At 46.4% G+C, this 13221-nt stretch carries 11 protein-coding genes, 2 tRNA genes and 2 pseudogenes; 13 read left to right on the top strand and 2 right to left on the bottom strand.

Annotated elements, in window-relative coordinates; all coding sequences use genetic code 11:
- Window positions 1-5 precede the first annotated feature (5 nt).
- The 10 genes and pseudogenes from tpiA (at window position 6) to rpsO (ending at window position 8210) form a co-directional block, all read left to right on the top strand.
- Entirely contained in the window at window positions 6-752 is a 747-nt protein-coding gene (gene tpiA, locus WH43_RS00645) for a triose-phosphate isomerase (RefSeq protein WP_053422733.1), read from the top strand.
- Complete coding sequence (gene secG, locus WH43_RS00640; RefSeq protein ID WP_053422732.1) at window positions 752-1090, top strand: preprotein translocase subunit SecG; 339 nt, start codon at window positions 752-754, stop codon at window positions 1088-1090. The genes tpiA and secG overlap by 1 nt, the downstream gene beginning before the upstream one ends.
- Window positions 1091-1108: 18 nt before the next feature.
- Window positions 1109-1193: transfer RNA gene (locus WH43_RS00635), tRNA-Leu, on the top strand.
- Window positions 1194-1263: 70 nt separating this feature from the next.
- Window positions 1264-1340 (top strand) — tRNA-Met (locus WH43_RS00630).
- Window positions 1341-1698: 358 nt separating this feature from the next.
- Window positions 1699-2154: a ribosome maturation factor RimP gene (gene rimP / locus WH43_RS00625; protein ID WP_053422754.1), complete on the top strand. Its 456-nt coding sequence runs from the start codon at window positions 1699-1701 to the stop codon at window positions 2152-2154.
- A gap of 28 nt (window positions 2155-2182) precedes the next feature.
- Window positions 2183-3678: pseudogene (gene nusA / locus WH43_RS00620) on the top strand (transcription termination factor NusA).
- Between the two features lie 26 nt (window positions 3679-3704).
- Window positions 3705-6382 (top strand): annotated as a pseudogene (gene infB / locus WH43_RS00615) (translation initiation factor IF-2).
- A gap of 88 nt (window positions 6383-6470) precedes the next feature.
- Window positions 6471-6899 carry a 30S ribosome-binding factor RbfA gene (gene rbfA, locus WH43_RS00610; protein ID WP_053422731.1) on the top strand — a complete coding sequence of 143 codons (429 nt, stop codon included), beginning with the start codon at window positions 6471-6473 and terminating at the stop codon, window positions 6897-6899.
- A complete protein-coding gene (gene truB, locus WH43_RS00605; protein ID WP_053422730.1) occupies window positions 6899-7840 on the top strand; it encodes a tRNA pseudouridine(55) synthase TruB in 942 nt (313 codons plus the stop codon). Before rbfA ends, truB begins: the two co-directional genes overlap by 1 nt.
- 100 nt (window positions 7841-7940) lie before the next feature.
- Window positions 7941-8210, top strand: a complete 270-nt coding sequence (rpsO, locus tag WH43_RS00600) for a 30S ribosomal protein S15 (protein ID WP_008900377.1) — start codon at window positions 7941-7943, stop codon at window positions 8208-8210.
- Window positions 8211-8253: 43 nt separating this feature from the next.
- On the opposite strand, the gene WH43_RS00595 is transcribed toward rpsO, so the two are convergent.
- Window positions 8254-8478: a hypothetical protein gene (locus tag WH43_RS00595; RefSeq protein ID WP_053422729.1), complete on the bottom strand. Its 225-nt coding sequence runs from the start codon at window positions 8476-8478 to the stop codon at window positions 8254-8256.
- Window positions 8479-8629: 151 nt separating this feature from the next.
- Between WH43_RS00595 and pnp the strand changes: the two genes are divergently transcribed.
- The 3 genes from pnp to WH43_RS00580 are packed head-to-tail and all read left to right on the top strand — an operon-like array spanning window position 8630 to window position 12885.
- Window positions 8630-10762: a polyribonucleotide nucleotidyltransferase gene (pnp, locus tag WH43_RS00590; protein ID WP_053422728.1), complete on the top strand. Its 2133-nt coding sequence runs from the start codon at window positions 8630-8632 to the stop codon at window positions 10760-10762.
- Window positions 10743-11660 (top strand): lipoprotein NlpI, encoded by a 918-nt coding sequence (nlpI, locus tag WH43_RS00585; RefSeq protein WP_082335614.1) that lies wholly within the window; start codon window positions 10743-10745, stop codon window positions 11658-11660. The genes pnp and nlpI overlap by 20 nt, the downstream gene beginning before the upstream one ends.
- Complete coding sequence (locus WH43_RS00580) at window positions 11635-12885, top strand: hypothetical protein (protein ID WP_053422727.1); 1251 nt, start codon at window positions 11635-11637, stop codon at window positions 12883-12885. Before nlpI ends, WH43_RS00580 begins: the two co-directional genes overlap by 26 nt.
- On the opposite strand, the gene WH43_RS00575 is transcribed toward WH43_RS00580, so the two are convergent.
- A complete protein-coding gene (locus tag WH43_RS00575; RefSeq protein WP_053422726.1) occupies window positions 12866-13219 on the bottom strand; it encodes a PilZ domain-containing protein in 354 nt (117 codons plus the stop codon). The two genes, WH43_RS00580 and WH43_RS00575, sit on opposite strands and share 20 nt — an antisense overlap.
- Window positions 13220-13221 lie beyond the last annotated feature (2 nt).

Genomic DNA, 13221 nt, shown 5'->3' with positions numbered 1-13221 from the left:
ATAACATGAGACAACGCAAGCCGTTAGTGGTCGCTAACTGGAAAATGAATGGCAATTCTGAGCTGGTTCAACAGATGTCAGAAGCCTTGTCTGTGTTAAAACAGCCTCTACCTGATATTTTGATCTGCCCTCCGGTAATTTTTCTTGCCGACTTTCCAAAACATCCTAATTATAAGTTGGGTGCTCAGAATCTGAGCGAACAGTTGGTGGGGGCCTTTACCGGTGAAATCTCTGCGGATATGCTGTGTACGTCTGGAGCTTCTTCTGTAATCGTTGGCCATTCAGAACGTCGTGCTCTTTACGGCGAACAAGACTCTGTGATCAGTCAGAAAGTAAAAGTAGCCATCGAAGCAGGTCTTACACCAATACTTTGTGTGGGCGAGACATTAGCACAAAGAGAAGAAGAAAAAACTTTGCAGGTTCTTGCACGGCAATTGGATGCGGTGTATGCTGCGCAGCCTCATTTACTGGCGCATTCTGTAGTAAGTTACGAACCGGTTTGGGCCATAGGCACAGGTCGCACAGCAACCCCAGAACAAGCCCAGCAAGTGCATCAGTTTATACGTCAGCATCTGGCGCAATATGATGCGGAAGCTGCAAATGAGTTAAGAATTATTTATGGTGGCAGTGTCACTGCTGCTAATTGTGAAGCCCTGTTTGCAGAGGCGGATATAGACGGCGCTCTTATTGGTGGCGCCAGTTTAAAAGTGGCAGATTTTTCTGCGATTTGCACAATGGCAAAGGATTCATAATGTACGAATTGTTTATTGTATTGTATCTGTTGGTCGCTTTAGCGCTGATCGTTCTGGTGTTAATCCAGCATGGTAAAGGTGCGGATATGGGCGCTTCTTTTGGTGCTGGTGGTTCAGCTACTATTTTCGGTTCTTCAGGTTCAGGTAACTTTTTAACTCGTACTACCACAGTACTGGCGACTTTGTTTTTCGCTTTGAGTCTGTTGTTGGGTAACCTGAGTACAGACCGTGTGAAAGCTGTAGACGAATGGCAGGATTTATCAGTGCCAGTTGAAACTAAAGCAGCTGATGCAACAGAAGAGAAAAAGCCAGCATCAGATATTCCTGTAGGAAACTGATTGCACTTCTGATTTTCAGCCGAGATGGTGAAATTGGTATACACGCTACCTTGAGGTGGTAGTGCCTTCGGGCGTGCGGGTTCAAGTCCCGCTCTCGGCACCAATATTCAAAGCACAACAAGCAATGCTTGCGATAGTCAGACCAGGACTATATAATGTGCGTCGTTTACGGACGCGGGATGGAGCAGCCTGGTAGCTCGTCGGGCTCATAACCCGAAGGTCGTCGGTTCAAATCCGGCTCCCGCAACCAAATTCGCACGGTGAAGTAAATATGAAGAAAAAGCCTACGGGCTCCTCTTTATAACCCCGGGCGAAGGGTGTCGGTTTAAATCCGGCTCCCGCAACCAACTTTCTCACTGAATAAAGTTTTTAAATTCTTTATATCGAAATGAGTAAGTTCATAGTAAGTTGCTTCTTTTGGAAGCAAATGTGTGGCCCAGGTTATACAGTTCGCTGTGAAACCTACAGAATTCAGGATTTTGATTGGCGATATCAAAGTCCAGTCAGCTCTAAAGTCGCCCCGAGATTTCGGGGCGTTTTTATATCTGGCGACAAGGTTTTATTACTATTCTGGGCTCTATGCCCTTTTTTTATTTCTGGAGGTCTCTTTGACTAAACAAGAACAGCAGTTAACTGAGCTGTTAACGCCAACAGTAGAAGCCGCAGGCTTTGAGCTGGTCGGCATAGAGTTCGTTCGTGCTGGACGTCACTCTATTCTGCGGGTTTATATTGACCATCAGGATGGTATTACCGTGGACCACTGCGCCACTGTAAGCCGCGAAGTGAGTGCGTTACTTGATGTTGAAGACCCTATACCGAATGAATATTACCTTGAAGTGTCCTCTCCTGGTTTAGACCGCCCACTTTTTACTCCTGCTCATTTTGCCAAAGTTGTTGGCCAGATCATTGAAGTAAAATTGGCTATTCCTCAGGATGGACGTCGCAAATTTAAAGGCCTGCTGACACAAATCGAAGACGATATGTTAGTAGTGGAAGTGGATGGCAAACTCTACCGTTTGCTGATGGATAACGTAGATAAAGCGAACGTAGTACCTGTGTTCTGATACACAGGTCAAAGCGAGGCAAAATAATATGGCTAAAGAAATTTTATTAGTAGTAGACGCGGTCTCGAACGAAAAGTCAGTTCCGCGTGAGAAAATTTTCCAGGCGTTAGAGTACGCGTTAGCGGCCGCCACTAAAAAGAAAAACGAAGGCGACATCGAAGTCCGCGTAGCAATCGATCGTAAAACTGGCGCTTATGAAACTTTCCGTCGCTGGTTGGTGATCCCCGACGAGCAGGTACAGGAACACCCGTACCGCGAAATCACTTTGTCTGCGGCTCAATATGACGAACCTCATTTACAAGTAGGCGATTATGTTGAAGAGCAAATCGACTCTATTACTTTTGACCGTATCACCACCCAAATGGCGAAACAGGTCATAGTACAAAAAGTACGAGAAGCTGAGCGTTCACAAGTAGTTGAAGCTTATGTCGATCAGGTCGGTGAATTAGTCACTGGCGTGGTAAAAAAAGTAAACCGTGACAGCATCATTGTTGACTTAGGTAACAATGCAGAAGCTATGTTGGCTAAAGAAGAAATGTTGCCACGAGAGACTTTCCGTCCAGGCGATCGTATCCGCACTTTATTGTATGAAGTAAAGCCAGAAGCACGTGGTGCTCAGCTGTTTTTAAGCCGCACCCGTCCTGAAATGCTGATCGAATTGTTCCGCATTGAAGTGCCGGAAATCGGCGAAGAGATGATCGAAATCCGCGGCGCCGCGCGCGATCCAGGTTCACGCGCTAAAATCGCTGTGAAAACCAACGACCGTCGTATCGACCCTGTAGGTGCTTGTGTTGGTATGCGTGGTTCACGTGTACAAGCTGTATCCAGCGAATTAACAGGCGAACGTGTTGATATCGTTTTATATGATGACAACCCGGCACAATTTGTGATTAACGCTATGTCTCCGGCAGAAGTGGCTTCCATCATCGTTGATGAAGACAAGCACTCTATGGACATCGCAGTAGAAGACAGCAATCTGGCGATGGCCATTGGCCGCGCTGGTCAGAACGTACGTTTAGCTAGTCAGTTAACTGGCTGGGAACTCAACGTGATGACGGTTTCTGCCATGAAAACCAAACACCAGGAAGAAAATGCCAAGGTGTTGGAACTGTTTATGACTGCACTGGAAATCGACGAAGATTTTGCCGGTGTATTAGTAGACGAAGGTTTCTCGACTTTAGAAGAAATCGCTTATGTACCGGTCAGCGAACTGTTGTCTATCGATGGCCTGGACGAAGATACTGTAGAAGAGTTACGTAAACGTGCTAAAGCCGTGTTAACTACACGCGCTCTGGCCAGCGAAGAATCACTGGAAGCTCAACGCCTAGTGAAGCATTAGTTAATCTGCCAGGTGTTGGTACCCACACAGCTTATGTGTTGGCCAGCAAAGGCGTCATCACTCTTGATGACCTGGCAGAGCTTGGGGTAGATGATTTGATTGAAATCGAAAAAATGACTGAAGAAAAAGCGGCAGAGCTGATTATGGCTGCCCGTAATATTGTTTGGTTCAGTGAAGACAAATAAGTGGGTCAACGGAGGTAAAAACTGACATGGCAGATGTAACCATAGAAAAACTGGCCAGTGACGTCAATACGACTGTTGATCGCATAATCCAACAGTTTGCGGACGCAGGCATAACAAAACAAGTCGGCCAAATGGTCAATGAAGAAGAGAAAAAAACGCTTCTGGATCACTTAAGCCGTGCCCATGGCGGTCAGTCCGCTGAACCGTCTAAACTGACGTTAGTTCGTAAAGAAAAAACCACTCTGAGTGTGGCTGGTGGCGCTGGTCGCAACCGTGAAATTCAGGTGGAAGTGCGCAAGCAAAAAACTTTTGTTAAACGTCCTTCTGGCGAAGAAGCTGCAAAACTGGCTGAAGAAGAACGTATTGCTGCTGAACAAGCCGCAGAGGCTGCTCAGCGCGAACAAGAGCGTTTAGCCGCTGAGCAAAAAGCGAAAGAAGAAGCTAATCGTAAAGCAAAAGAAGAAGCAGAACGCAAAGCTGCTGAACAGAAGAAACGTGACGAAGCAAAACATGCTCAGTTAATGAAAGACGATCCGGAAGAAGCGGCTCGTCGTGCGGCGAAAGAAGAAGCTAAGGCTGAAGCTGAACGCATCAAAGCACAACAGGAAGCTGAGCAGTTACGTAAGCTGGAAGCTGAAGCAAAACAACAAGCTGAAGCCGCACGTCGTTTAGCCGAAGAAAATGCGGAACGCTGGGCTAAAGAAGAGACTAAACCAGCAGAAGAAGCTGATTATCACTTAACCAGCAATGTCTACGCCAAAGCTGCTGAAGACGAAGTGGACGCCCGTGAAGAACGTGGTGGCGTCGTACGACGAAAAAAGCACCTGCCGGCAAAGCCAAGAAAAAAGATGATGTAGATGATAAAGACGCCTTTAACCGCGCTAATCGTCACAAGAAAAAGAAAACGCCTGTCAGCATGCAGCATGGCTTTAACAAACCAGCTCAGCCAGTAGAACGTGAAGTGAAGATTGGCGAAACCATCACTGTCGCTGAATTAGCTTCCAAGATGGCTGTTAAAGCGTCTGAAGTGATCAAGGTCATGATGAAAATGGGTGCTATGGCAACCATTAACCAGGTGATTGACCAGGAAACTGCAGCTATTGTTTGTGAAGAAATGGGCCACAAGTTCACTCTGACCAAAGAAAACGAGCTGGAAGAAGCGGTGATGTCTGACCGTGAAGGTCAAGGCGAGTTAGAACCACGTGCTCCGGTTGTGACCGTTATGGGTCACGTTGACCATGGTAAAACCTCTACGCTGGATTACATCCGTAAAGCCAAAGTAGCAGCTGGCGAAGCCGGTGGTATTACTCAGCATATCGGTGCTTACCATGTAGAAACAGAACGCGGTATGGTCACTTTCCTGGATACTCCTGGTCACGCGGCTTTTACTTCAATGCGTGCCCGTGGTGCGAAAGCCACAGATATCGTTATTCTGGTGGTTGCAGCAGATGATGGCGTGATGCCACAAACTAAAGAAGCTATTCAGCATGCTAAAGCTGCTGGCGTGCCTCTGGTTGTTGCTGTCAACAAGATGGATAAACCGGATGCAGATCCGGATCGTGTTCGTAACGAATTATCTCAGTACGGCGTTATTTCTGAAGATTGGGGCGGTGATACTCAATTCGTGCCTATCTCTGCAAAAACCGGTATGGGTATCGACGACCTGCTGGAAGCTATCCTGAACCAGGCTGAACTGCTTGAATTAAAAGCAGTGAAAAAAGGTCTGGCCCGTGGTGTGGTGATTGAATCCCGTCTGGATAAAGGCCGTGGTCCTGTGGCGTCTATTCTGGTGCAGGAAGGTACGCTGCAACAAGGCGAGATCGTACTTTGTGGCTTTGAATACGGCCGTGTTCGTGCAATGCGCGATGAAAACGGCAAAGAAATCAAAGTAGCTGGCCCGTCTATTCCGGTAGAGATCTTAGGTCTGTCCGGTGTACCTCAGGCAGGTGATGAAGTGACTGTAGTAAAAGATGAGCGTAAAGCCCGTGAAGTTGCTTTGTACCGTCAAGGTAAATTCCGTGATGTTAAACTGGCTCGTCAGCAAAAATCTAAGCTGGAAAACATGTTTGCCAACATGTCTGAAGGTGATGTGGCAGAACTGAATATAGTTCTGAAAGCTGACGTACAAGGTTCTGTCGAAGCGATCAGCGAATCCTTAAGCCGTCTGTCGACTGATGAAGTGAAAATCAAAATCATCGGTAGTGGTGTGGGCGGTATTACTGAAACTGACGCGACGCTTGCAGCTGCATCATCGGCTATCGTGATCGGCTTCAACGTACGTGCAGAAGGTACTGCCCGTAAGATCATCGAAGACGAGAACCTGGACTTACGTTACTACAGCATCATTTATGAACTGTTAGACGAAGTTCGTGCAGCGATGACAGGTATGTTAGCGCCTGAGTTTAAACAACAGATCATTGGTCTGGCTCAGGTTCGTGCCGTGTTCCGCTCACCGAAGTTTGGTGCTATCGCAGGTTGTATGGTGACCGAAGGTGTGATTAAACGTAACGCACCAATTCGTGTACTGCGTGACAACGTAGTTATTTTCGAAGGTGAACTGGAGTCCTTACGTCGTGTCAAAGACGACGTATCCGAAGTACGCAACGGCTTCGAGTGTGGTATCGGCGTGAAAAACTACAACGACGTGCGTGAAGGCGACCAGATTGAAGTGTTTGAAGTGGTTCAGGTGGAACGTACTTTATAACAGCTTTAAGTTGGTAAATATAAAGTTGAAGAAATCGGCAGGGGCATAGGCCCCTGTTTCTTTCTGCTCACATGTGTTGGAAAGAGTTATGGCTAAAGAATTTACCCGGGTAGACCGTCTGTCGCAGCAAATGCAGCAGGAAATCGCAGTGATTTTACAACGTGAAATCAAAGACCCACGTTTACACAACATGATTACAGTGTCAGATGTGGATGTGTCGCGTGATTTATCGCACGCCAAAATTTTTGTCACTTTTTTAGGCTTAGAAGCTGAAAAGGTAAAAGCAAACCTGGATATTTTAAATGACGCTTGTGGTTATATCCGCAGTCTGATCGCTAAGCGTATTCAGGCCCGTATCGTACCTACTATACGTTTTTACTTTGATGAGTCGTTGGACCAAGGTATTCGTATGGCGAATCTGGTTGAACAGGTACGCCGTGACGATGAGAAGCGTCGTATTGAAGCAGGTCAGGAACCAGAGCGTAAAGCTAAGGTTGGTAAGGACGAGGAAGAGTAATGGCGCGTCGTGCAGTCCACGGCATTTTGTTACTTGATAAGCCGTTAGAAATTTCCAGCAATGGTATTTTACAGCGCGTGCGTTGGTTGTATCAGGCGGAAAAGGCTGGCCACACCGGCGCTTTAGATCCATTAGCCAGTGGCTTATTACCGATTTGTTTTGGTGAGGCCACTAAGTTTTGTCAGTTTTTATTAGACACTGACAAAACCTATCTGGTGACTGCACATTTTGGTGTGCGCACTGACACCAGTGATGCGGCAGGTGAAATCATCAGTCGTAAGCCTGTGAGCTTTGATCAAGCCATGCTTGAGCAGATGATGCAGCAGTTCCGTGGTCCGCAGATGCAAGTCCCGACTATGTTTTCGGCTTTAAAGTATCAGGGGCAGCCGTTGTACAAGTATGCCCGTCAGGGCATTGAAGTACCACGTGAAGCTCGGCCTATCACTATCTTCCGTTTTGAATTGCAGCAGTTTGATGGCGAATACGCCAGCTTTCTGGTGCATTGCAGCAAAGGCACTTATATCCGAACCTTAATCGATGATTTAGGTGAGGCTTTAGGTTCTGGGGCTTATGTCAGCGCCTTGCGCCGTATTCATGTTGGGCCATTTCATGCGGAGCAAATGCTGACGCAAGAACAGTTGGTGCCTTTAAATGACAAGCAGGATTGGGCAGGCTTAGACGCTTTATTATTGCCTATGGATTTGGCTTTAACTGGCTTACCGCAACTGCAACTGAATGAAGCGCAGCAAAAACGTCTGGTCCATGGTCAAACTGTGGTGTTGAGTGATGCTGAGCTGGCCGATTTAGGCACTGAAGCTGCTGATGCTATTAAGTTGTATGGGCCAGAACAGCAGTTTATTGGTGTGGCTTCGTTAGAAGCTGGCGTGTTGTCGGTACGACGATTACTGAATACCAGCATGTGGCAAACACCAGCTTTATAATAGTACTTGTCAGTTCAATACAAAACGCATAGAATGCGCGCTCATTTTCGTTGTTGCTGGATTAGTGGCCGGCACAACATATCTCTCTATTGGAGGCTCTATGTCACTAACTACAGCTGAAAAAGCGCAAATCTTAGCAGATTTCGCTGTTAAACAAGGCGATACCGGTTCACCAGAAGTACAAGTTGCTTTATTAACTGCAACTATTGCTAAGTTACAACCGCACTTTGCTGACCACAAGCACGACCACCACTCACGTCGTGGCCTGTTACGTATGGTTAGCCAACGTCGTAAGTTATTAGATTACTTAAAAGGCAAAGACGGTCAGCGTTACGCTACTCTGATCGAGCGTTTAGGTCTGCGTCGTTAATTCGCAGCTTATGCCTGAAAAAGCCAGTCCTCGACTGGCTTTTTTACATTTTGCTCTCCTGCAAATGCCCTTCGGGCCAGCTGAAGCTGTTAAAAATAGTTCCAGGCGATTTTTTACATTTTGCTCTCCTGCAAATGCCCTTCGGGTCAGCTGAAGCTGTTAAAAATAGCTCCAGGCGATTTTTTACATTTTTGATGTCCTGCAAAATGCCCTGTCGGGCCAACACGGCACAGAAAAAATTCATACCAATGCAACTTAATGCCTGCATGATGTTCTTACCGCCCGGACATGCTTAAATTTTATACCCAACGACTCTGGTCCCAGCTATCTTTTAAGCGGTGTAACAGGCTATACTGTGCCGCGAAAAACAGACCAAAAGACTCCGCGAAAAAACGCGAAAAATAGAAAGGAAATAATCAGTGAACCCCATCGTAAAATCATTCCAGTTTGGCCAACACACTATTACTCTGGAAACCGGCGTTATCGCCCGTCAAGCTGACGCGGCTGTACTTGCAAGCATGGGTGATACCTCTGTGTTAGTCACAGTGGTAGGTAAAAAACAACCTAAACCTGGTCAGGATTTTTTCCCTCTGACCGTAAACTACCAGGAAAAAACTTATGCGGCAGGCCGTATCCCTGGTGGTTTCTTCAAGCGTGAAGGCCGTCCGTCAGAAGGCGAGACGTTAATTTCACGTTTAATCGACCGTCCAATCCGTCCATTATTCCCTGAAGGCTTCACCAACGAAGTTCAGGTGATAGCCACTGTCGTTTCTGTACAACCTGAAATTCAACCGGACATCATCTCTATCATTGGTACTTCTGCTGCTCTGGCTATTTCTGGTATCCCGTTCAGTGGTCCGTTAGGTGCGGCTCGTGTTGGTTACGTAAACAACCAGTACGTACTAAACCCATCTGAAGTTGAATTAAAAGACAGCAAATTAGATTTGGTTGTAGCTGGTACTGCAAACGCTGTATTGATGGTTGAATCTGAAGCTGGCGTATTGTCAGAAGAAGTGATGTTAGGTGCTGTAGTGTTTGGTCATGACCAAATGCAAACTGTGATCAACGCCATCAACGAATTCGCAGCTGAAGCAGCAAAACCGGCCTGGAACTGGGTCGCTCCAGCTAAAAACGAAACGCTGAGCAGCAAAATTGCTGCTCTGGCTACAGCTCCGGTAGGCGAAGCGTACCGCATCACTGAAAAAGCTAAACGTTACGAAACTATTGGTGCAATCAAAGCTGAAGTTTTTGCCCAGATCAAAGCTGAATTAGCTGAAGGCGAAGCCTTCGATGAAACTGAAGCCAATGAGCTGTTCCACAGTCTGGAAAGCCAGATTGTACGTAGCCGCATCATCAAAGGTGAGCCACGTATCGACGGTCGTGATAACGAAATGGTTCGTGCGTTAAGCGTGATGACTGGTTTATTACCTCGTACACACGGTTCAGCCTTGTTCACTCGTGGTGAAACTCAGGCTTTAGTGACTTGTACTTTAGGTACTGCTCGTGATGCACAAACCGTAGATGACTTGCTGAGCGAAAAAACGGATCATTTCCTGTTCCACTACAACTTCCCTCCGTTCTCTGTGGGCGAGACAGGTATGGTCGGTTCACCAAAACGTCGCGAAATCGGTCATGGCCGTTTAGCTAAACGTGGTGTAGCTGCAGTCATGCCAGATTTCAATGACTTCCCGTACACAGTACGTATGGTATCTGAAATCACTGAATCAAACGGTTCAAGCTCTATGGCTTCAGTCTGTGGTTCTTCATTAGCTCTGATGGATGCTGGTGTACCTATCAAAGCTTCTGTCGCTGGTATCGCTATGGGTCTTGTGAAAGAAGGCGACGAATTTGTTGTTCTGTCTGACATTTTAGGTGATGAAGATCACTTAGGTGATATGGACTTTAAAGTCGCTGGTACTACTGAAGGTATTACTGCGCTGCAGATGGATATCAAAATTGAAGGTATCACTAAAGAGATCATGCAGATCGCTCTGAAACAAGCCAAAGCAGCCCGTATTCATATTCTGAACGTGATGGACCAGGCGATCAGCACCCACCGTGAAGAGCTGTCTGAACATGCTCCACGTATTTACACTTTAAAAATCAACCCGGAAAAAATCCGTGATGTGATTGGTAAAGGTGGTGCGGTCATTCGTCAAATCACTGAAGAGTCTGGTACTACGATCGAAATCGAAGATGACGGTACAGTGAAAATCGCTGCAACTAACTCACAAGCTGCCAACATTGCCATCAACAAAATTGAAGCTATCACAGCTGAAATCGAAGTAGGTGCAGTGTATCAGGGTGAAGTAGTACGTATTGTTGACTTCGGTGCTTTCGTTAACGTTCTGCCAGGTAAAGATGGTTTAGTTCACATTTCACAAATCTCTGATGAGCGCGTGAGTAATGTAGCTGACCACCTGGCTATAGGCCAGAAAGTGGCTGTGAAAGTGATGGAAGTGGACAAGCAAGGTCGTGTGCGTTTAAGCATTAAAGAAGCTCAGGACAAACCTGCAGCTATTGAGTCTGCCGATGCTGTTGAAGCTCAGTAAGGTCTCAAACCTGACCAAAAAAGCGGTGCTGCTTACAGCACTGCTGGCTCTGGGCGCTTGCGCCCAGAAACCTTCGACTGAAGTTGCTGTACTGGTAGAAAATCCACTGGCACCAGAATCAGTTCCTGTTTCTTATCGCACTGAAATAGCGATAGCCCGTATTTCAGAACTGCTGACCAAAGCCGAAGCTACAGATGAACAGCGCGCCCGGTTATTTTACGACCGTGGTGTTATGTACGACAGCGTAGGTTTGCGTTCTTTGGCACGTTTTGATTTCCTGCGCGCTTTGCGTTTACAGCCAGATATGGCAGATGCCTATAACTTTATTGGCATTCACCATACCTTGGTAGGCAATTACACCGAAGCTTATGAGTCTTTTGATGCTGCTTTAGAGTTGGCACCAGATTATGATTATGCCTATTTAAACCGGGGTATAGCTCTGCTGTATGACAGTAAAGTCGATCTGGCCGTCGGAGACTTTGAGTCATTTTATCTGGCTAAGCCAGAAGATCCATACCGCTCATTGTGGTTGTATTTTGCGGATGCCAAGTTATCAGCACCTGAAGCTCAGGCGCGATTAGCTTTGAATCAGTCAAAGTTGGATCAAAAACATTGGGCAAGCTCCATAGTGGCTTTTTATCTGGGGAAAATCTCAGAACAGGAGTTATTAGAAATTGCTGCCAATGTAAATTCAGATCCACAGCAGCTGGCTGAACGTTTATGCGAAGTTTATTTTTATCTGGCCAAATGGCATGAGCAACAAAACCCGACCAAAGCACTGGATTACTATAAAAAAGTACTGGCGACTAATGTGTATGAGTTTGTTGAACATCGTTACGCCCGAATCGAAATGAACAGGTTGCGTGGTTTAGATGCAAGCGCTGCTCCAGTTAATTAACAGACTGATGCAACTCAATAAAAAAAGCCGGTTTTCTGGCTTTTTTATTTTTAAGCCCATTCTGTTTATCCTGATGATCGCTTACTTATCTGGTTGTGAGCCAGCGCTTGAGCATTTGCCTGAGCAGCAATTAATGGATAAAGCTCAACAAGGTAATGGTGCTGCCGCAGTACTGCTTGCGAAAAAGCGGGAACAGCAAGCTGATTTTCCAGCAGCACTAAACTGGTACCAAAAAGCCATAGATGCCGGGTTTAGAAATGAGCTTACAGCCCTTATTACGCTGAAAAAGCAACAGGATGGCTTTTTAGCGGCTGCTGGTTATCTTGAGTACTACCTGCAGCAACAGCAGGGATTAAGCGGCGCAGAGACTGATTTAGCCGCTAATTATGGCCTTTGGCAGTATGTTCAAAGTCCCACTCATGCCATATCAAACTCACATTCTTCCTGCAGCCTGACGTTACAGCCTGTAGTTCAGTCCGAAGCGGGTAGTAATCGCCTGATGTCGTTATTGCAACAGTGGCAACAGGATCCACAGTTATCTGCGTTGTCTGTGTGTTTTTTACCTGAGCTCAGAGTCAATAGCACAGACTTGCAGTGCAGTCACCAGTCAGGGCAACGCATTCAGTGTCAGTATCAGGTATTAATGCAAAAGGTAGCTCAGGGGGGCTTTACTCAATTACTTGTGGTTGCAGGAGAGGGGAACGCCAATTATAACAATGGCATAGTTCAACTATCTGAGAGCAGTTCCTTTGAAGTGTTCCGGCATGAGTTTGCCCATATTCTGGGGTTTATCGATGAATACAGTTTAAGTACGGAAGTCGCGCAAGCTGAATGCAGCAACGACAAAATCAGGCCTAATCTGCTGACAGATGAAAAGCAGCTTCAGTTCTATCTGAAACATTGGCAACTGGAGCCGCATCAGGTGCAGTTATACCCGGTAGATAGCTGTAACCAGGCAGGAAAACAAGCTTACGCACCAGTAAAGACCTTAAGTTTTATGCGCTCCCACGAGGCCGAAGTACCAGATCTGTATGTTGAGTTGATGCAGAAGGTCTTAACCAGGCCCGAACTAATTATGCCAGTGCAGTATTTTTACGCTTATTTGGCCAGACAACAGCAAGATTGGCATAGCTGGAAGTTACTGATGGAACAGGCTGCGAAGCAGGGGTATCCTGATGCACAAGAGTCTATGCACAAGGCGACAGTTACTCCGACAGCTCCGTAAGCTCACGGCTTAACAAATCAGCGTCACCCAAATTCAGCTCAAGTAAACGGCGTAAATGACTGGCTGAGTCTATATCTATTTTGTCACAACGCACACCCACAGAAGAACCATGTAAATGCGCTACCGTGACATCCATCGATAAATCCAGACCAGATTCGTTCAGTTGAAACTGTAACTGAAAGTGCTGACCTGACTGTAACTCTGAAGAGGCGTCCAGTTGCAACAGGGCACCTTTGAGAGATAAGTCCTGCAATTGGCCAGTGTAGAGAGCTTCATTATTTTTAAGTTGTACCGGACCGGAAAATAACACCCGGCTAAAACGTCTGTTGTCCATAC

Origin of the sequence: Rheinheimera sp. KL1 (assembly GCF_001275035.1) — a bacterium.
Taxonomy (GTDB): domain Bacteria; phylum Pseudomonadota; class Gammaproteobacteria; order Enterobacterales; family Alteromonadaceae; genus Pararheinheimera; species Pararheinheimera tangshanensis.
The sequence above is the reverse complement of the archived record's forward strand: the minus strand, read 5'-3'. Positions and strand labels throughout refer to the sequence as shown.

Bases quoted from the DNA above. Each gene is read 5' to 3' on its own strand.
- WH43_RS00595 (WP_053422729.1), bottom strand. From the start codon at position 8,478: ATGCAGGCATTAAGTTGCATTGGTATGAATTTTTTCTGTGCCGTGTTG.
- nlpI (WP_082335614.1), top strand. From the start codon at position 10,743: ATGCTGTTGAAGCTCAGTAAGGTCTCAAACCTGACCAAAAAAGCGGTG.
- secG (WP_053422732.1), top strand. From the start codon at position 752: ATGTACGAATTGTTTATTGTATTGTATCTGTTGGTCGCTTTAGCGCTG.
- rbfA (WP_053422731.1), top strand. From the start codon at position 6,471: ATGGCTAAAGAATTTACCCGGGTAGACCGTCTGTCGCAGCAAATGCAG.
- WH43_RS00580 (WP_053422727.1), top strand. From the start codon at position 11,635: ATGCAAGCGCTGCTCCAGTTAATTAACAGACTGATGCAACTCAATAAA.
- rpsO (WP_008900377.1), top strand. From the start codon at position 7,941: ATGTCACTAACTACAGCTGAAAAAGCGCAAATCTTAGCAGATTTCGCT.
- tpiA (WP_053422733.1), top strand. From the start codon at position 6: ATGAGACAACGCAAGCCGTTAGTGGTCGCTAACTGGAAAATGAATGGC.
- WH43_RS00575 (WP_053422726.1), bottom strand. From the start codon at position 13,219: ATGGACAACAGACGTTTTAGCCGGGTGTTATTTTCCGGTCCGGTACAA.
- truB (WP_053422730.1), top strand. From the start codon at position 6,899: ATGGCGCGTCGTGCAGTCCACGGCATTTTGTTACTTGATAAGCCGTTA.